This window comes from Kitasatospora sp. NPDC089797, from assembly GCF_040684795.1.
GTDB lineage: Bacteria > Actinomycetota > Actinomycetes > Streptomycetales > Streptomycetaceae > Kitasatospora.
The window spans coordinates 79,714-97,780 of sequence record NZ_JBFBGS010000003.1; the positions used below are offsets into that span (position 1 = coordinate 79,714).

Annotated in this window: 15 protein-coding genes and 1 tRNA gene; 2 read left to right on the forward strand and 14 right to left on the reverse strand. The window is 70.7% G+C overall.

Going from position 1 to position 18,067, the window contains the following annotated elements; translation table 11 throughout:
• Positions 1-73: 73 nt before the first annotated feature.
• The 12 genes from rpoB to AB0O91_RS03710 all read right to left on the reverse strand — a co-directional run bounded on the left by rpoB (position 74) and on the right by AB0O91_RS03710 (position 12,575).
• Entirely contained in the window at positions 74-3,550 is a 3,477-nt protein-coding gene (gene rpoB / locus AB0O91_RS03655; RefSeq protein WP_363427460.1) for a DNA-directed RNA polymerase subunit beta, read from the reverse strand.
• Between the two features lie 674 nt (positions 3,551-4,224).
• Entirely contained in the window at positions 4,225-4,608 is a 384-nt protein-coding gene (gene rplL, locus AB0O91_RS03660) for a 50S ribosomal protein L7/L12 (protein ID WP_363427461.1), read from the reverse strand.
• A gap of 89 nt (positions 4,609-4,697) precedes the next feature.
• The gene (gene rplJ / locus AB0O91_RS03665) at positions 4,698-5,261 is read right to left on the reverse strand and encodes a 50S ribosomal protein L10 (protein ID WP_350503606.1); all 564 of its coding nucleotides are present in this window, start codon (positions 5,259-5,261) and stop codon (positions 4,698-4,700) included.
• Between the two features lie 359 nt (positions 5,262-5,620).
• Positions 5,621-6,496: a hypothetical protein gene (locus tag AB0O91_RS03670; RefSeq protein WP_363427462.1), complete on the reverse strand. Its 876-nt coding sequence runs from the start codon at positions 6,494-6,496 to the stop codon at positions 5,621-5,623.
• Positions 6,497-6,623: 127 nt separating this feature from the next.
• Positions 6,624-7,556, reverse strand: a complete 933-nt coding sequence (locus AB0O91_RS03675) for a hypothetical protein (protein ID WP_363427464.1) — start codon at positions 7,554-7,556, stop codon at positions 6,624-6,626.
• A gap of 77 nt (positions 7,557-7,633) precedes the next feature.
• Positions 7,634-8,476, reverse strand: a complete 843-nt coding sequence (locus AB0O91_RS03680) for a hypothetical protein (protein ID WP_363427465.1) — start codon at positions 8,474-8,476, stop codon at positions 7,634-7,636.
• A gap of 103 nt (positions 8,477-8,579) precedes the next feature.
• Positions 8,580-9,362 carry a hypothetical protein gene (locus AB0O91_RS03685; RefSeq protein WP_363427467.1) on the reverse strand — a complete coding sequence of 261 codons (783 nt, stop codon included), beginning with the start codon at positions 9,360-9,362 and terminating at the stop codon, positions 8,580-8,582.
• 166 nt (positions 9,363-9,528) lie between these two features.
• Positions 9,529-10,251 carry a 50S ribosomal protein L1 gene (rplA, locus tag AB0O91_RS03690; RefSeq protein WP_360342401.1) on the reverse strand — a complete coding sequence of 241 codons (723 nt, stop codon included), beginning with the start codon at positions 10,249-10,251 and terminating at the stop codon, positions 9,529-9,531.
• Positions 10,252-10,328: 77 nt separating this feature from the next.
• On the reverse strand, positions 10,329-10,763 hold the full coding sequence (gene rplK / locus AB0O91_RS03695) for a 50S ribosomal protein L11 (protein ID WP_350511356.1): 435 nt from the start codon (positions 10,761-10,763) through the stop codon (positions 10,329-10,331).
• 165 nt (positions 10,764-10,928) lie between these two features.
• On the reverse strand, positions 10,929-11,819 hold the full coding sequence (gene nusG / locus AB0O91_RS03700) for a transcription termination/antitermination protein NusG (protein WP_363427470.1): 891 nt from the start codon (positions 11,817-11,819) through the stop codon (positions 10,929-10,931).
• 207 nt (positions 11,820-12,026) lie between these two features.
• Positions 12,027-12,353 (reverse strand): preprotein translocase subunit SecE, encoded by a 327-nt coding sequence (gene secE, locus AB0O91_RS03705; RefSeq protein WP_363427472.1) that lies wholly within the window; start codon positions 12,351-12,353, stop codon positions 12,027-12,029.
• A 149-nt stretch (positions 12,354-12,502) separates the two neighbouring features.
• Positions 12,503-12,575 (reverse strand) — tRNA-Trp (locus AB0O91_RS03710).
• A gap of 286 nt (positions 12,576-12,861) precedes the next feature.
• Between AB0O91_RS03710 and AB0O91_RS03715 the strand changes: the two genes are divergently transcribed.
• A complete protein-coding gene (locus AB0O91_RS03715; protein ID WP_363427474.1) occupies positions 12,862-14,109 on the forward strand; it encodes a pyridoxal phosphate-dependent aminotransferase in 1,248 nt (415 codons plus the stop codon).
• A 115-nt stretch (positions 14,110-14,224) separates the two neighbouring features.
• Positions 14,225-15,295 (forward strand): adenosine deaminase, encoded by a 1,071-nt coding sequence (locus tag AB0O91_RS03720; RefSeq protein WP_363427476.1) that lies wholly within the window; start codon positions 14,225-14,227, stop codon positions 15,293-15,295.
• On the opposite strand, the gene AB0O91_RS03725 is transcribed toward AB0O91_RS03720, so the two are convergent.
• Both AB0O91_RS03725 and AB0O91_RS03730 read right to left on the reverse strand, forming a co-directional pair.
• The gene (locus AB0O91_RS03725; RefSeq protein ID WP_363427478.1) at positions 15,292-16,335 is read right to left on the reverse strand and encodes a UDP-N-acetylmuramate dehydrogenase; all 1,044 of its coding nucleotides are present in this window, start codon (positions 16,333-16,335) and stop codon (positions 15,292-15,294) included. The two genes, AB0O91_RS03720 and AB0O91_RS03725, sit on opposite strands and share 4 nt — an antisense overlap.
• A gap of 62 nt (positions 16,336-16,397) precedes the next feature.
• Positions 16,398-18,044 carry an MFS transporter gene (locus tag AB0O91_RS03730; protein WP_363427480.1) on the reverse strand — a complete coding sequence of 549 codons (1,647 nt, stop codon included), beginning with the start codon at positions 18,042-18,044 and terminating at the stop codon, positions 16,398-16,400.
• Positions 18,045-18,067: the final 23 nt, after the last annotated feature.

Consider the following 18,067-nt stretch of genomic DNA (forward strand, 5'->3'; position numbering starts at 1 on the left):
TCTGAGGGGGGCCTGGGGGCGGGCCGGCCGCGCGCTCCGGTTGATCCGGACGCGCGAGCCGGCCCGACCTCCGTCAGACCTCTTCGACGCTGCTCGGCTCGCGCCGGGACAGGTCGATGCCGAGCTCCTCGGCGGCGCGGAAGACGTCCTCGTCGGAGTCCCGCATCTCGATGGACTGGCCGTCCGAGGACAGCACCTCCACATTGAGGCAGAGCGACTGCATTTCCTTGATGAGGACCTTGAAGGACTCGGGAATGCCGGGCTCGGGGATGTTCTCGCCCTTGACGATGGCCTCGTAGACCTTCACGCGGCCGAGGACGTCGTCGGACTTGATGGTGAGCAGCTCCTGGAGCGCGTACGCAGCGCCGTACGCCTCGAGGGCCCACACCTCCATCTCACCGAAGCGCTGACCACCGAACTGCGCCTTACCACCGAGCGGCTGCTGGGTGATCATCGAGTACGGACCGGTCGACCGGGCGTGCAGCTTGTCGTCGACCAGGTGGTGCAGCTTGAGGATGTACATGTAGCCGACCGAGACCGGCATCGGGAACGGCTCGCCGGAGCGGCCGTCGAACAGCCGGGCCTTGCCGGTGGAGTTCACCAGGCGCTCACCGTCACGGGTGAGGGTGGTGTTGTCCAGCAGGCCGGTGATCTCGTCCTCGCGGGCGCCGTCGAAGACCGGGGTGGCGAGGTTGGTGCCGCCCTCGACCTGGTCCGCGCCGATCGCCTGGAGGCGCTGGGCCCACTCGTCGGCCAGGCCGGAGACGTCCCAGCCCTGCTTGGCGAGCCACCCGAGGTGGATCTCCAGGACCTGTCCCGGGTTCATTCGGGACGGGACACCCAGCGGGTTGAGGATGATGTCGACCGGGGTGCCATCCTCGAGGAAGGGCATGTCCTCGACCGGGAGGATCTTGGAGATGACACCCTTGTTGCCGTGACGGCCGGCGAGCTTGTCACCGTTGGTGATCTTGCGCTTCTGGGCCACGTAGACGCGGACCAGCTGGTTCACGCCCGGCGGGAGCTCGTCGCCCTCTTCGCGGTCGAAGACGCGGACGCCGATGACCTTGCCGGACTCACCGTGCGGGACCTTCAGCGAGGTGTCGCGGACCTCACGGGCCTTCTCGCCGAAGATCGCGCGGAGCAGGCGCTCCTCGGGGGTCAGCTCGGTCTCACCCTTCGGGGTGACCTTGCCGACGAGGATGTCACCGGTGACGACGTCGGCGCCGATCCGGATGATGCCGCGCTCGTCGAGGTCGGCGAGGACCTCCTCGGAGACGTTCGGGATGTCCCGGGTGATCTCCTCGGGGCCGAGCTTGGTGTCACGGGCGTCGACCTCGTGCTCCTCGATGTGGATCGAGGAGAGGACGTCGTCCTGCACGAGGCGCTGCGACAGGATGATCGCGTCCTCGTAGTTGTGACCCTCCCACGACATGAACGCCACGAGCAGGTTCTTGCCGAGGGCCATCTCGCCCTCGTCGGTGCAGGGGCCGTCGGCCAGCACCTGGTTGACCTCGACCCGGGCGCCCTCGTCCACGAGCACCTTCTGGTTGAAGGCGGTGCCCTGGTTGGAGCGGGTGAACTTGGCGGCGCGGTACGTGGTGTACGTGCCGTCGTCGTTGGCCACGGTGACGTAGTCGGCCGAGACCTCCTGCACCACACCGGCCTTCTCGGCGGTGATGACGTCCGCGGCGTCGACGGCGCAGCGGTACTCCATGCCGGTGCCGACCAGCGGGGCCTCGCTCTTCAGCAGCGGCACCGCCTGACGCATCATGTTCGAGCCCATGAGCGCGCGGTTGGCGTCGTCGTGCTCGAGGAACGGGATCATGGCGGTCGCGACCGACACCATCTGGCGCGGCGAGACGTCCATGTAGTCGATCTCGGAGCCCGGGATGTAGTCGATCTCGCCGCCACGGCGGCGGACCAGGACGCGCGGCTCGGCGAAGTGCAGGTCCGCGGTCAGCGGGGCGTTCGCCTGGGCGATGACGTAGCGGTCCTCCTCGTCGGCGGTGAGGTAGTCCACCTTCTCGGTGACGACACCGTCGACGACCTTGCGGTACGGGGTCTCGATGAAGCCGAAGGCGTTGACCCGGCCGTACGAGGCCAGCGACCCGATCAGACCGATGTTCGGGCCTTCCGGGGTCTCGATCGGACACATGCGGCCGTAGTGCGAGGGGTGCACGTCACGGACCTCGAAGCCGGCGCGCTCACGGGAGAGACCACCGGGACCGAGGGCGGACAGACGACGCTTGTGGGTCAGGCCCGACAGCGGGTTCGTCTGGTCCATGAACTGCGACAGCTGGCTGGTGCCGAAGAACTCCTTGATGGAGGCGACGACCGGCCGGATGTTGATCAGGGTCTGCGGCGTGATCGCCTCGACGTCCTGGGTGGTCATGCGCTCGCGCACGACGCGCTCCATGCGGGCGAGACCCGTACGGACCTGGTTCTGGATGAGCTCGCCGACGTTGCGCAGGCGGCGGTTGCCGAAGTGGTCGATGTCGTCGACCTCGACCACGATGTCGCGGCCGGTCTCGTCGCGCCACTCGGTCTCACCGGCGTGCAGCTTCACCAGGTACTTGATCGCACCGATGATGTCGGGCTCGGTGAGCACGCCGGAGTCCAGCGACTCGGCGTTGCCCAGCTTGCGGTTGAGCTTGTACCGGCCGACCTTGGCCAGGTCGTAGCGCTTCGGGTTGAAGTAGAGGTTCTCCAGAAGCGTCTGCGCGGCCTCGCGCGTCGGCGGCTCGCCCGGACGCAGCTTGCGGTAGATGTCGAGCAGCGCGTCGTCCTGGCCCTGGGTGTGGTCCTTCTCCAGGGTGTTGCGCATCGACTCGTACTCGCCGAACTCCTCGAGAATCATCTCGTTGGTCCAGCCGAGAGCCTTCAGCAGCACGGTGACGGACTGCTTGCGCTTGCGGTCGATGCGGACGCCGACCATGTCGCGCTTGTCGATCTCCATCTCCAGCCAGGCACCACGCGAGGGGATGACCTTGCAGGAGTAGATGTCCTTGTCGGACACCTTGTCCAGGGTGGAGTCGAAGTACACACCCGGGGAGCGGACCAGCTGCGACACGACGACACGCTCGGTGCCGTTGATCACGAACGTGCCCTTGTGGGTCATGAGCGGGAAGTCGCCCATGAAGACCGTCTGAGACTTGATCTCACCGGTCTCGTTGTTGGTGAACTCGGCCGTGACGAAGAGCGGGGCCGCGTACGTGAAGTCGCGGTCCTTGCACTCGTCAATGGAGTTCTTCGGCGGCTCGAAACGGTGGTCGCGGAAAGTCAGGGACATCGACCCGCTGAAGTCCTCGATCGGGGAGATCTCCTCGAAGATCTCCTCCAGACCGGACTTGGTGGGGACGTCCTGACCGGAGTCCAGCGCCTCCTCGACCCGGGTCTTCCAGGCCGCGTTGCCGAGCAGCCAGTCAAAGCTCTCGGTCTGCAGGGCCAGGAGGTTCGGGACCTCGAGGGGCTCCTTGATCTTCGCGAACGAGACGCGGAGCGGGGCGGTGGATGCGGCGGAATTGTTCGAGGCGTTGCGCGGCGCGGCCAAGAGGGGGGTCCTTCCGAGGGCTCGGAGCTCACTACGCGCGTACCAGCCGGGCCTGCTTGAGCCTGGATCCCGCCTCCCTCGCCACTGGCCTCCGCCGGGGTCGAAACCCCAGGTCAGAGCCGCTTTGCGGAGGCGATGCCAGACCCCATCAGGGCAACGCAAACTCCGGGCGACGAGTCACGGAGCAGCTAACAGGCAGCGCAAAGGGACAGTGTAGCCAATGGCCACACTGCTGTCCAGCTCTGATTCGGAAACCGAATCGGAGACTCCTCCCGGTAGCCGGCGGACGCGGACGCCCACCGGGTACTGCTCTAACTCACGTGGAGTCATTTCCCGCCGGAGCCGCTGGTTATGCATCCAGCCGCACACCAACCGGGCGGACTCGCGCCTTGAGAATCGCGCGCCTCGCCGGGTTCGTCAAGGGCCCGCAGGCGGCGCGGACCTCGACCCGTCTATCGGCCGGAACCCCTCCGGCGTTACAGAAGCCGTGGTCGGGGCCACTCTCGATGACGGTGATCACCATACTCCTCACCGCCGACAGTGCCGAGTGCGCGATCGGCCACACCGGTGGTTCCCGGCCCGGCCCGGCGCGCCCCCGGGAACGCAAAAGACCGGGCCGATCACCCGCAGGGGTGATCGGCCCGGTCTCAGGCCCCCTCAGAGGGGGCGAGAAGTCACTTGACGGTGACCTTGGCGCCGGCGGCCTCGAGGGCAGCCTTGGCCTTCTCGGCAACGTCCTTGGCAACCTTCTCCAGGACCTTGGCACCAGCGGTGTCAACGAGGTCCTTGGCCTCCTTCAGGCCGAGGGAGGTCAGGGTGCGCACCTCCTTGATGACCTGGATCTTCTTGTCGCCAGCGCCCTCGAGGATGACGTCGAACTCGTCCTGCTCCTCAGCGGCCTCGGCGGCCGGGCCGGCAACGCCGGCGGCGGCAACGGCGACCGGGGCGGCGGCGGTGACGTCGAACTTCTCCTCGAAGGCCTTCACGAAGGCAGCGAGCTCGATGAGGGTGAGCTCCTCGAACTGCGCGAGCAGCTCGTCCTGGGACAGCTTCGCCATGATGGCGTCCTTCCACTAAATCGGCAGGTGGTGCCGGATGTACGGGTTGGCGGGCGTACGGGCCCGCAGCGAGGCGTGAGCCTGCCGAATTACTCGGCGGCCGCGTCCTCGGCGGCGGGAGCCGGCGTACCGGCACCGCCCTGCTCGACCTTGTCGCGCAGCGCGTCCACAGTGCGGACGAGCTTCGACGGCAGGGCCTGGAAGAGCGCGGCAGCCTGGGACTGCTTGGCCTTCAGGGCACCCGCCAGCTTGGCGAGCAGCACCTCGCGGGACTCGAGGTCCGCGAGCTTCTTGATCTCATCGGCGGACAGCGCCTTACCGTCAAGGACACCGCCCTTGATGATGAGAGCGGGGTTCTCCTTGGCGAAGTCACGCAGAGCCTTCGCCGACTCCACCGGGTCACCGGTGACGAAGGCAACAGCCGTCGGACCGTTGAACAGGTCGTCGAGCTCGGAGATCCCGGCCTCGTTGGCCGCGATCTTGGTCAGCGTGTTCTTCACCACGGCGTACTCGGCGTTGTCGCCGAGCGAGCGACGCAGGGTCTTGACCTGCTTCACCGAGAGACCGCGGTACTCGGTCAGCAGCGCCGCGGAGGAGCCACGGAACTTGTCCGTGATCTCGGCGACGGCGGCAGCCTTGTCGGGCCTGGCCATAGGCTTACGCCTCCTTCCGTGATGTCGAAGTCCGGCCGACCGTGAAAGTCGACCATTCGGCCTCGAACCGACCGGAACGGAAGGAAAGCTCTTGCGCAAATGCAATGAGCCCCGGTGCGCAGGCGCACGGGGCTCGAAACGACCTCAACGGGATCCGCGCGGACGCGGCACCCGGAAATCGAAGCTCCAGACACACCTGCGCGGGCTGCCTGCGACGAATCGCAGATCCTTCGGCCACCGGCTCCCTGACGGGGGCGCGGCGACAACCAGCGGTCTTTGGCTTCGGCAACAGTAACCGGACTCGTCCGGACGACGCAAATCGCCCTCGGACGGGTGAACCGCGGCGGGCCCGGAGCGGCTCAGCGGGCCAGTGGGGAGACCGTCCGGACACCGGTGTCCACGGTGTCCGTCTCGCTCGGCGCCTGGGCCGAGAGCAGCGGGCCGGCCGGGTCCGAGTAGACCACCGAGTCGTCCGCCCGGCCGCTGTCCCCGGTGCCGGTGCGCTGGAGCCGGACCAGCTGGTCCTTGTCGTTCAGCCAGAGGTCCACGGTGAGCGAGACCGAGCCGCCGGGGGCCAGCGCGGTCCGCAGGCCGTCCCGGCGGGCCTGGGTCAGCTGGGACTGGGCGGCCGCGTACTTCTCCGCGGTGGTGGTCACCCGGTAGTGCTCGACGGTCGAGTCCTCGAACTTCTCCTCGCCGACGAAGCTCGGCTCCGCCCCGTCGGCGGTGGCCGCGGCCAGCGCCTCGACCGGGTTGAGCAGGTCGATCAGCCCCGCGTACGGGATCTCCTTGTGGCCGTCCGGGTCGGGCGGGACAGAGAAGCGCTCCCAGTGCTTGCCGCCGTTCCTGGCCGCGGTGGCCGGGTCACCGCCCTGGTAGGCGACGGTGTCCACGACGATCAGCTGCTCGGCGTCGCCGGGGGTGGAGCGCTTGATCTGCAGCGCCGTCTTCGGGGCCCAGAACAGCGTGCCGGAGCCCGCGTCCGCGCCCAGCCGGTAACTGACCTTGGCCCGGCGGGCGGTCTGCATGGCCAGCTGCGCGGAGAGCAGCACCCCGTGCGGCGAGCGGTCGGTCGGCTTGGCCGGCCCGGTCGGACCGGCGGTGGTGGCGGGGGCGCTGCTGGCGGTGGAGCCGACCGACGGCTTCGCGGGCGCGTCGCCGCCGCCGCAGCCGGTCAGCCCGCTCGCGAGCACGGCGACGACGGCCAGTGCCGCCAGCCGCTGCCGTCCCGCCATCGTCCGTTCCTCTCTCACCGGGCCACCTTGCCATCCGGGCCGGGCCCGGCCGGTGGCGGCCCCCCGGTCGCCCCCGAGCGGGGTCCGTCCGGCCCACCGGGTGGGCGGGACGGACCCGGGAGCGGGGTCAGTTGCCCGCGCCGGCGTTCTTGCCCAGCTGCGCCAGCTCGGCCATCTCGATCGTGTCGGACTTGTCCGGTGCGGTCGCGGCGACCGGGGTGCCGTAGTCGGAGTAGGTGACGCTGAACTTCATCGCACCGGCCTTGCTGTCGGCCTGCCCGGCCTGCTTCACCACCAGCTGGTCGGCGTCCACCCAGACGTCGATCGTCTCGCTGGTGACCCCCGCGGTGGACAGCGACTTCTTCATCCGGTCGACCTGCTCCGGGGACAGCTTGTTGCCGTTGGCCGCCACCAGGTCGGCGACCTTCAGCGTGCCGGTGTAGTGGGTGGTCGGCTTGCCGCCCACCGTCTCCTTGCCGACCTCGGTCACGCCGCCGGAGGCGATCAGGGCCTGCACCGCCTCGACGGGGTCGGCCTTCTTCAGCTGGTCGGCGCTGTTGGCACCGCCCTGCAGCTTGGAGATGTCGTCGTAACCGACGTGCACCCAGTGCCGTCCGTCGGTGACCTGGGCGAACTGGCCACCGAGCTTCATGTACATGCCGTCGTTGACGAAGCGGTACGTGAACGCCGTGCCGCCCAGGCCGGCGGCCATCTTGTCGGCGCCGGGCAGACCGGCCATGTCCATCGTCATCTCGCCCTGGAGGCCGTCGGCCCAGCCGAGGGCGCCGTCGACCTTCATCGAGATGCCGCCGACGGTGACCTCCTCGTCGATCTTGGCCGACTTGGCCGCGCCGGTCTTCTTGCCGACCTGCTCCAGGAAGACCGCCGGGCTCACCTTGGCCGGCGCGGCCTCCGGAGCGGCGGCGGTGGTCCCGGCCGCCGCGGTGGTGGGCGCGGCCGAGCCGGCGTTCTTGGCCCCCGAGTCGTTGTTGCAGGCGGTCGCGGTCAGCGCCAGGGCGGCGAGGACGACGGCGACGGCGGTCTTGCGGGTTCCAGCCATGGTGTTCCCCCCTTGAGAACCCCCGGGCGCGGACGCGCCCGGGGTCGGTAGCCGGTGGTGGTGGTTGCCGGGCCCGCTCAGCCGAAGAGCTTGAGCAGGTCGGCCTGGGAGCCGAGGTCCCCGGCGGCGGGCGCCTCGACCTTGGTGCCCTTGCCCAGGTCGGAGTACGTGACCGTGACGGCCTGCGACGCGCCGTTGGTGTCGCCGTACTCCTGGTACTTGACCAGCTCCTGCTTGTCGTTCAGCCAGAGGTCGATGGTCAGGGTCTTGCCGTCCTTCTCCAGCGTCTTCTGGACGGACTGGCGCTGCTCCGGGGTGAGCGAGGTCATCCCGGCCACCAGGGCGGCGCTGTCCTCGACGGCCCGCAGGTGGGTGGTCTGGACGCCGTCCACGCTCTCCTGGCCGACCTTGGTCAGCTTGCCGCTGCCGGCCGCGACGGTGAGCTGGGCGACCGGGTTCATCATCTGGCCCATCACCCCGAAGCCGGCACCCATCTCCTCCGAGGCGGGCACCTTGACCCAGTGCTTCCCCTGGAGGGCCGCGGCCGTGGCGTCGTCGCCGCCGACGTAGGCGTCCGCACCGATCACCCGGACCTTGAGCTTCTTGCCCCCGAGGTCGCTGGACACGTCCACGGCGACCTTGGCCGGGTCCTTCCAGTCCGCGGTGCCGCTGCCGCCCGGGGCGGAGGGGTCCGAGGACGTCATCGCGACCTTGCCGTTGCCCGCCTTCTGCATCACCAGGGCGGCGGCGGTGAGGGCGGCCTTCGGGTCCGCGGTCAGCCCGGCCGCGGCGGCGGCCGCGCCGGCGTCCTTGGCGTCGGCGGCCGTGCTCTTGGAGTCGCCCTTGCTGCCGCAGGCGGTCAGGGCGGCCAGCAGCACGGCGGCGGTCGCCACGGTCGACGCGAGGCGGACAGCACGCATGGAAGTACCCCCGTATATTCTTCGGAAGAGCCGGTCATCGGCTTCTTCTCAGCGGACTCTAACGGATCGCCAGGAGCGAACCGCACCGGATATCCCGCTCCCGTCAGCCGGTCGCGGCGGGCGTCGTCTCCCCCGCCCCGGAGGGTGAGACATCGGTCGTGGTCACCGTGGTTCCGGCACTCCCCCGGGCCGTCTCGCGCAGCCTCAGCAACCGCTGGCCGGGGCCGACCCAGACGTCGTACCCGATCTCCGCGACCCCGCGCTGCCGGTACCAGCCCACCACCGAGGCGAGTTGCTGCGGGCTCAACTCCCGGTCCGCGCCGTAGTAGTCGGCCACCGGGGCGGCCCCCTGGTAGTGCGCGACGGTCGATCCGGCCAACTGCTCGCCGCCGAGCGAGCGGAGCCGGTCGGTCTGGGCGATCGCGTACGCCCGGCTGCCCGGGTTGGTGACCAGCGCGGTCATCCAGCCGCCCGCGTAACCACCGGGGTCGGGGCCGGCCGCCGGGTCGAGCGACTCCGCGGTGACCCGCTCCGCGTGCTTGGTCGCGCCGCCCTGGTAGGCGAGGTCGATCCCGCCGTCCCGGAGGGTCAGCCGGGCGGCGCCCAGTTCGTCGGTGACGGTCAGCGCGGCCTCGTCCCGGTCCCCCCAGACCAGCGTGCCGCTCGCGGTGCGCCGACCGTCCGGCCCCTCCCGCACCAGGTCGATCCGGGCGCCGCCGGTGTCGTCCAGCGCCTGGGCGGCGGTGAGCACCACCTGCTTGGGCGGTATCGGCGCGGGGTCACCGGGGACGCGCGCGCTCGGGACGGCCAGCATGCTGCAACCGGTGGTGGCGCCGAGCAGCAGCAGGGCCGCGAGGAGCACGGCGGGGCGAAGGGCGGGCGGCACGGCACACTCCGGCGGTCACGGATTCTCCACATGATCTGACCGGCAGAGCGTACGACGACTCGGCCAACCGTTCCCATCCACCCCGGGGGGAGCAACGACGGCGGGCCCGCACCCCCGGTGAAGGGGGTACGGGCCCGCCGTGCGGACTGCTCCGGAGCGCTGGGGCTCAGACCGCGGCCGGGTCCTCCTCGACGAGGAGGTTGCGGGTGCGGTTCGGGTCCACCTGGATGCCGGGGCCCATGGTGGTCGAGAACGCGGTCTTCTTGATGTAGCGGCCCTTGGCGGCGGACGGCTTGGCGCGGAGCACCTCGTCCAGCGCGGCGGCGTAGTTCTCGACCAGCTGCTCGTCGGTGAAGGAGGCCTTACCGATGATGAAGTGCAGGTTCGAGTGCTTGTCGACGCGGAACTCGATCTTGCCGCCCTTGATCTCGTTGACGGCCTTCGCGACGTCCGGGGTCACGGTGCCGGTCTTCGGGTTCGGCATCAGACCACGGGGACCGAGCACGCGGCCCAGGCGGCCGACCTTGCCCATGAGGTCCGGGGTGGCGACGACGGCGTCGAAGTCCAGGCGGCCCTTGGCGACCTCGTCGATGAGCTCGTCGGAACCGACGATGTCGGCGCCCGCAGCACGCGCGGCCTCGGCACGCTCGCCGGTCGCGAAGACCAGGACCCGAGCGGTCTTACCGGTGCCGTGCGGGAGGATCACGGTGCTGCGGACCATCTGGTCGGCCTTGCGCGGGTCGACACCCAGACGCATGGCGACCTCGACGGTGCCGTCGAACTTGGTGGTGCTGGTCGCCTTGGCGAGGCGGACGGCCTCGAGGGGGGCGTAAAGGCGCTCGCGGTCGACCTGGGCGTCCGCGGCCTTCAGGGCCTTGCTGCGCTTCATGGCTGCTCCTGAATGGTGAATGGAGTTGTGGTGTCTCGGGCCTGCGCGGGCCCTACCACAAGGGACAAGGGGGCTTTTCAGCCCTCGACGGTGATGCCCATCGACCGGGCGGTGCCGGCGATGATCTTCTCCGCGGCGTCCAGGTCGTTGGCGTTCAGGTCGGGCATCTTGGTGGTGGCGATCTCGCGGACCTGGGCGCTGGTGAGCTTGGCGACCTTGGTCTTGTGCGGCTCGCTGGAGCCCTTGTCGATGCCGGCGGCCTTCAGGATGAGGCGCGCGGCCGGCGGCGTCTTCGTGATGAAGGTGAAGGAACGGTCGTCGTAGACCGTGATCTCCACCGGCACGATCATGCCGCGCTGCGACTCGGTCGCAGCGTTGTAGGCCTTGCAGAACTCCATGATGTTGACGCCGTGCTGACCCAGCGCGGGGCCGACCGGCGGCGCGGGGTTGGCCGCACCGGCGTTGATCTGGAGCTTGATAAGCCCCGTGACCTTCTTCTTCTTGGGAGGCATGTCTCTCCGGGTCCTTCCGAGAGGTGATTGCTGGTGCGTGCGGAACCGGGGCGACACCCGGTCGCCAGCACACACATCGGACCAGGCTAACGCGTCCGCGCCGCTGGACCAAAACGGATTCGGGGCGGGGCCGTCGGCCCCGCCCCGAATCCGAAGACCGTGGGACTAGTTCTTCTGGATCTGGTCGAAGGAGAGCTCGACCGGGGTCTCCCGGCCGAAGATCTCGACCAGGCCCTTGACCTTCTTCGAGTCGGGGTTGATCTCGTTGATGGTCGCCTGGAGGGTCGCGAACGGGCCGTCGGTGACGGTGACCGAGTCGCCGACCTCGAAGTCCAGCACCTGGATCTCGCTCGGCTTGATCGGCGAGGGCTTGCCGGCCTCCTTGGCCGCCTGGCGCTCGACGTCGGGGGCGAGCATCTTGACGACCTCGTCCAGGGTCAGCGGGTACGGGTCGTAGGCGTTGCCGACGAAGCCGGTGACACCCGGGGTGTTGCGCACGACGCCCCAGGACTCCGGGGTGAGGTCCATGCGCACCAGGACGTAGCCGGGGAGCTTGTTCTGGCGGATGGTCTTGCGGTCGCCGTTCTTGATCTGGACGACCTCCTCCTGCGGCACCTCGGCCTGGAAGATGTACTCCTCGACGTTCAGCGAGACGGCGCGCTGCTCCAGGTTCTGCTTCACCCGGTTCTCGTAGCCGGCGTAGGTGTGGATCACGTACCACTCGCCCGCCGCGAAGCGCAGGTCCTCGCGGAACTTGGCGACCGGGTCGACCTCGGCCTCGTCCTCGGCCTCGGCGGCCTCCTCGGCGGCGGCCTCCTCGACCGACTCCTCGGCGGCGGGCTCCTCGTCGCCCTCCACGTGCAGCGCGGTCTCCTCGGCGGGCTCGCCGGCCTCGGCCTCGTCGTCCGCCTCGACCTCGTCCTCGTCGCTGTCCGCGGCGTCCACGATCTGCTCGGCGGACTCGACGTCGTCAGCCAGCTCGGCCGCGTCCAGCTCGGCGGCGACATCCGCCTCGCGGACGGTCTCGTCGGCGTCGTACAGGGGGGACTCAGACACGGTGGCTGCTTCTTTCCTGGAGATGGTGAAGGTGGCGCGCTCCGGAACCGGACCGGCGCGCAGCCGCTCGCGCGGGCGCCAGGAGAGGTCTCGGAGACTTCAACAGTACCGAGTCCACGGTACGCGCGCGTACGTCCGCCGCCGACAGCTCGACCCGGGCCGATGATTTCGGCCCGGGTCGGGGGTGGTTCTCGGGGTGGGGTTCGATCAGCCGAAGACGAAGAGGCTCAGCTTGGAGAAGCCGTAGTCCAGACCGGCGACCACGGCCATCATGACCACGACGAACGTGACCACGACGGCGGTGTAGTTGGTGAGCTCACCCTTGGTGGGCCAGACGACCTTGCGCAGCTCGGCGATGATCTGGCGGTAGAACAGACCCATTCGCGCGAACAGGCCCTTCTTGGCCCGCTTGCCGGACTTCTTCTGCTTGCCGGACGTCTTGTCGCCCTCGGCAGCAGTGGTCTCGGCAGCGCCGTCGGTCCCCTCAGGGTTGCCGCTCTCAGGCGTTGCGGTGGAGCCCGTGGTCTCCGTCACTCGTCCTCACCTGAATCCGGGTCCGGCCAACATCACCTGCGTACCCGGAACAGGCACGAGCGGTCGGCTTAAGCGGTGCTGATCGGTGCCCTCTCCGCATCAAGCCCGCTCGCTCTGTGGAGCGAACGGGCTGGAAACGGATCGAACAGCAGGGCAAGAGGGACTTGAACCCCCAACCGCCGGTTTTGGAGACCGGTGCTCTACCAATTGAGCTATTGCCCTACGGAGTCTGACGACTCCGGTGTCGACCAACCTACCGCATCTCCCCCGACTGTCTGCACAGGCGGTGAAAGCTCCGGTTCTTTTTCGGCGGGCCGTCGAGCAGTGAGTGTACGTGGTCGAGGGGTGTTTGGTCGAACCTCTTCTTCCGGGACCGCCGACCGCCCGGCAGATGTCCGGCCCGGGGCGGCGGCCGCCGACGGATCGGCGGGGGCCGCGATGCGGACGGAGCCGTACGGATGCTGAAACCACGCTGCCCGGTCCGTCCCGGTTCTGCGACGATGCAGGCATGAGCGCTTCCACCCCGCAGCCCGACCAGTCCGTCCGTCCCGCCGACCGCCGGGTCTCCGCCCGGATCGGCGCGATCGCCGAGTCCGCGACCCTCGCCGTGGACGCCAAGGCCAAGGCCCTCAAGGCCGCCGGCCGCCCGGTGATCGGCTTCGGTGCCGGCGAGCCCGACTTCCCCACGCCGGACTACATCGTCGAGGCGGCCGTCGAGGCCTGCCGCGACCCGAAGAACCACCGCTACACCCCGGCGGGTGGCCTGCCCGAGCTGAAGGCCGCGATCGCCGCCAAGACGCTGCGCGACTCCGGCTACGAGGTGGACGCCTCCCAGGTGCTGGTGACCAACGGCGGCAAGCAGGCGATCTACGAGGCCTTCGCCGCGATCCTGGACCCGGGCGACGAGGTGATCATCCCGGCGCCGTACTGGACCACCTACCCCGAGTCGGTCCAGCTGGCCGGCGGCGTCCCGGTGGAGGTCGTCGCCGACGAGACCACCGGCTACAAGGTCTCGGTCGAGCAGCTGGAGGCCGCCCGCACCGAGAACACCAAGGTGGTGCTGTTCGTCTCGCCGTCCAACCCGACCGGCGCGGTGTACACCGAGGCCGAGGCCGAGGAGATCGGCCGCTGGGCGCTGGAGCACGGCCTGTGGGTGCTCACCGACGAGATCTACGAGCACCTGGTCTACGGCGACGCGACCTTCACCTCGCTGCCGGCCCTGCTGCCCGAGCTGGCCGACAAGTGCATCGTGGTCAACGGCGTCGCCAAGACGTACGCGATGACCGGCTGGCGGGTGGGCTGGGTGATCGGCCCCAAGGACGTCATCAAGGCCGCGACCAACCTCCAGTCGCACGCCACCTCGAACGTCTCCAACGTCGCCCAGCGCGCCGCGCTGGCCGCCGTCGCGGGCGACCTGGACGCGGTGGCCGCGATGCGCGAGGCCTTCGACCGCCGCCGCAAGACCATCGTGCGGATGCTCAACGAGATCGAGGGCGTCCTCTGCCCCGAGCCCGAGGGCGCGTTCTACGCCTACCCGTCGGTCAAGGGCCTGCTGGGCAAGGAGATCCGCGGCAAGCGCCCGCAGACCTCCGGCGAGCTGGCCGCCCTGATCCTGGACGAGGCCGAGGTCGCGGTCGTCCCGGGCGAGGCCTTCGGCACCCCCGGCTACCTGCGGCTCTCCTACGCGCTCGGGGACGCCGACCTGGTCGAGGGCGTCGGCCGGCTGCAGAAGCTGCTCGGCGAGGCCCGCGACTGACCCCTTCGTCAACCCGGCGCACGGGGTTCACGCTCCACACCGCCCCCTTTCACCCCTTCGGGGGACGGAAAGGGGGCGGTTCCCGTTCGGGGGCCGGATGCGGCAGTATCGGCGAATGGAACGCCTGTTGAACCCGCGAGACGTCAGGGGCCTCCCGAAGGCCCATCTGCACCTGCACTTCACCGGCTCGATGCGGCCCGCCACCCTGCTGGAACTGGCCGACAAGCACGGCGTCCGGCTGCCGGAGGCCCTCAGCTCCGGCGAGCCGCCCAAGCTGCGGGCCACCGACGAGCGCGGCTGGTTCCGCTTCCAGCGGCTCTACGACACCGCCCGCTCGGTGCTCCGGGACGAGTCGGACATCCGCCGGCTGGTGCTGGAGACCGCCGAGGACGAGCGGCGGGACGGCTCCCGCTGGCTGGAGATCCAGGTCGACCCGACCTCCTACGCGCCCCGGCTGGGCGGGCTGATCCCCGCGCTCGAGCTGATCCTCGACGCGGTCCGGCAGGCCTCGGCGGCCACCGGGGTGGACATCCGGGTGCTGGTCGCGGCGAACCGGATGAAGTCCCCGATGGACGCCCGGACGCTGGCCCGGCTGGCGGTCCGCTACGCCGACCACGGGGTGGTGGGGTTCGGCCTCTCCAACGACGAACGCCGCGGCCTGGCACGGGACTTCGACCGGGCCTTCGAGATCGCCCGGAAGGGCGGGCTGCTGGCCGCCCCGCACGGCGGCGAGTTGGCCGGGCCGGAGTCCGTGCGGGACTGCCTGGACGACCTGGGCGCCGGCCGGATCGGCCACGGCGTGCGGGCCGCCGAGGACCAGCGGCTGATGGCCCGGCTGGCGGACCGCCAGATCACCTGCGAGGTCTGCCCGTCCTCCAACGTCTCGCTCGGCGTCTACGAGCACCCCGAGGAGGTGCCGCTGCGGCGGCTGTTCGACGCCGGGGTGCCGCTGGCGCTCGGCGCGGACGACCCGCTGCTGTTCGGCAGCCGACTGGCCGCCCAGTACGACCTGGCCCGCACCGCCCTGGGCTTCAGCGACGCCGAACTCGCCGAGCTGGCACGGCAGTCGGTGCGCGGCTCGTGCGCGCCGGAGGCCGTCCGCAAGGAGCTGCTGGCGGACATCGACGGCTGGCTGGTGGGCGTCCCGGAGCCGGTCGCGAGCCCCGCCCGGCCCCTCGCCGGTTAGAGCTTGACGCCCACCATCACGGGCTCGTTCACCAGCTCCACCCCGAAGGCCTCGCGGACCCCGTCCCGGATCTCCCGGGCCAGGGCCAGCAGGTCCTCGGCGGTGGCCGCACCGCGGTTGGTGAGCGCCAGGGTGTGCTTGGTGGAGAGGGTCGCCGGGCCGTCGCCGTAGCCCTTGCCGAAGCCCGCCCGGTCGATCAGCCAGGCCGCCGAGGTCTTGGTGCAGCCCTCCGGGGCCGGGTAGGCGGGGGCGTTCTCGGTGCCCGGACGGGTGCGGAAGGACTCGTACTGCGCCGCCGTGAGCACCGGGTTGGTGAAGAAGGAGCCGGCCGACCAGGTGTCGTGGTCCGCCGGGTCGAGCACCATGCCCTTGCCCGAGCGCAGCCCCAGCACCGCCTCGTGGGCCTCGCCCAGCGGCACCCGCTCACCCTGCTCGACCCCGAAGTGCCGGGCCACCTCGGCGTACTTGACCGGGGTGGAGAGCCCGGCGTGGTCCGCCAGCGCGAACCGGACCCGGAGCACCACGTAGCGGTCCGGCTCGGCCTTGAAGCGGCTGTGCCGGTAGGAGAACGCGCACTCGGCGTTCGTCAGGGTGACCACCCGGTCCTCGGCGCGGTCGTACGCGACCACCTCGGTGACCGTCTGGGCCACCTCCTGGCCGTAGGCGCCGACGTTCTGCACCGGGGTCGCGCCGGCCGAGCCGGGGATGCCGGCCAGGAACTCGATCCCGGCCAGGCCGTGCTCGCGCACCGTGCGGGCGACCGCCTCCGACCACACCTCGCCGGCCGCCAGCTCCAGCACCGTGCCGTCCAGGGCGAAGCCGGTGGTGGCGATCCGCAGCACCGTGCCGGGGAAGCCGGCGTCGCCGATCACCAGGTTGGAGCCGCCGCCGATCACCAGCAGCGGCTCGCCGGCCGCGTCGGCGCCGCGGACGGCGGCGATCACCTCGTCGTCGGTGTGGGCGGTCACCAGTCGGCGGGCCGGGCCGCCGAGCCGGAGCGTGGTGAGCGGGGCGAGGGGGGCGTCGTTTTCTACCAGCACGCCCACCAGCGTACGGGGACGGGGGCGGCCGGCCGGCCGCCCCCGTGGCCCGGGCCCGCCGCTCAGGCCTTCGCCGCCTCGGCCGGAACCGGCTGCCCGTCCGCGAGCGCGGTGGCCGCCCCGGCCCGGTCCGTCTCCTCGGCCCGGTCCGCCGCCTCGACGTCGTCGGCCTGCTCGGCTTCCGCGGCCCGGTCGGCGTCCTCGGCAGGCGCGCTCCCCTCAGCGGGCGCAGCCTCCTCGGCGGGCCCGCTCGCCGCCGCCTGCTCGGCGGCCACCGCCGCGACCGGCTTCGCCCGGCCCGGCAGCAGCAGCGCGCAGGCCCCGGCCGCCAGCACCACCGCGGCCCCGACGTACAGCGCGGGCACCATCGCGTCGACGAAGGTCCGCGCCGAGCCGTCGCCGCCCTGCTCCGAGAAGACCGCCGCCAGCACGGCCACCCCGAGCGCGCCGCCGACCTCGCGCAGCGCGTTGTTGGCGCCGGAGGCGATGCCCTGCTCCTCCGGCCGGACGCTGTCCATCACCATCGCGGCGGTCGGCGCGAAGTACATCGACATGCCGATTCCGCACATCACCACGGCGGGGACGACCGGGCCGTACGCGTAGTGCCCCAGCCCGGCGTTGATCGCCGCGTACAGCCCGAGCCCGACGCCCTGCAGCACCAGCCCGCCGACCACGATCGGGCGGCCGCCGAAGCGGTCGGCCAGCAGGCCGGCCACCGGCGCGACGATCAGCCCCACCCCGGTCCACGGGAGCATCCGGATGCCGGCCTCCTGCGGGGTGTAGCCGCCGACGGTCTGGAGGTGCTGGCTGATCAGGAAGATCGAGCCGAACATCCCGAGCGACATCAGCAGGCCGGAGGCGTTGACGGCGGTGAAGGTCTTGTTGCGGAACAGCCGCATCGGCAGCATCGGGTGCTCGGCACCGCGCTGCTCGTACCGGACGAAGGCGATCAGCAGCAGCACGCCGCCGGTCAGCGCGGTCAGCACCAGCGGGCTGGTCCAGCCGTCCGGGTTGCCGCGGATCAGGCCGAGCACCACGCCGAACAGGCCGAGGCTGACCAGCACCGTGCCGACCGTGTCCAGCGCCGGGCTCGCGCCCCTGCTCTCCCGCAGCTTCAGGGCGGCCAGCGGCACCAGCACGAGGCCGACCGGGACGTTCACCCAGAAGATCCACTGCCAGGAGAACTGCTCGGTCAGGGCACCGCCGACCAGCGGCCCGGTGGCGATGGCGAGGCCGTTGACGCCCGCCCAGATGCCGAAGGCCATGCCGCGCTTGGCCGCGGGGATGGCGGCGGTCAGCAGGGTGAGGGTGAGCGGCATCGACACCGCGGCGCCGACGCCCTGGACGGCCCGGGCGGCGATCAGCTCGCCGATGCCGGGCGAGAGCGCGGCCGCGGCCGAGCCGGCCGTGAAGAGCGTGAGCCCGATCAGGAACATCCGGCGGCGGCCGAAGCGGTCGCCGAGCGCCGCGCCGAACATCAGCAGCACGGCGAAGGACAGGGTGTAGGCGCTGACCGTCCACTCCAGGTCGGAGAGCCCGCCGCCGAGCTCCTCCCGGATGGACGGCAGCGCGGTGGTGACGACCAGGTTGTCCAGGGCGGCCATGAAGCCCGCGAGGGCCGTGATCACCAGGGTCCAGACGCCGGTGCGGCCCAGGCCCGGCTTCTCCGCCGCGCCCCCCGGCGCGTTCCCGGCCGTGTTGTCCGTCATGACTTCCCCCACCGTTTCCTAGA

Excerpts from the sequence above, each read along its gene's own strand:
- rplL (WP_363427461.1), bottom strand. The coding sequence starts at position 4,608 with ATGGCGAAGCTGTCCCAGGACGAGCTGCTCGCGCAGTTCGAGGAGCTC.
- rplJ (WP_350503606.1), bottom strand. The coding sequence starts at position 5,261 with ATGGCCAGGCCCGACAAGGCTGCCGCCGTCGCCGAGATCACGGACAAG.
- AB0O91_RS03670 (WP_363427462.1), bottom strand. The coding sequence starts at position 6,496 with ATGGCGGGACGGCAGCGGCTGGCGGCACTGGCCGTCGTCGCCGTGCTC.
- AB0O91_RS03675 (WP_363427464.1), bottom strand. The coding sequence starts at position 7,556 with ATGGCTGGAACCCGCAAGACCGCCGTCGCCGTCGTCCTCGCCGCCCTG.
- AB0O91_RS03680 (WP_363427465.1), bottom strand. The coding sequence starts at position 8,476 with ATGCGTGCTGTCCGCCTCGCGTCGACCGTGGCGACCGCCGCCGTGCTG.
- rplA (WP_360342401.1), bottom strand. The coding sequence starts at position 10,251 with ATGAAGCGCAGCAAGGCCCTGAAGGCCGCGGACGCCCAGGTCGACCGC.
- rplK (WP_350511356.1), bottom strand. The coding sequence starts at position 10,763 with ATGCCTCCCAAGAAGAAGAAGGTCACGGGGCTTATCAAGCTCCAGATC.
- AB0O91_RS03715 (WP_363427474.1), top strand. The coding sequence starts at position 12,862 with ATGAGCGCTTCCACCCCGCAGCCCGACCAGTCCGTCCGTCCCGCCGAC.
- AB0O91_RS03720 (WP_363427476.1), top strand. The coding sequence starts at position 14,225 with ATGGAACGCCTGTTGAACCCGCGAGACGTCAGGGGCCTCCCGAAGGCC.
- AB0O91_RS03730 (WP_363427480.1), bottom strand. The coding sequence starts at position 18,044 with ATGACGGACAACACGGCCGGGAACGCGCCGGGGGGCGCGGCGGAGAAG.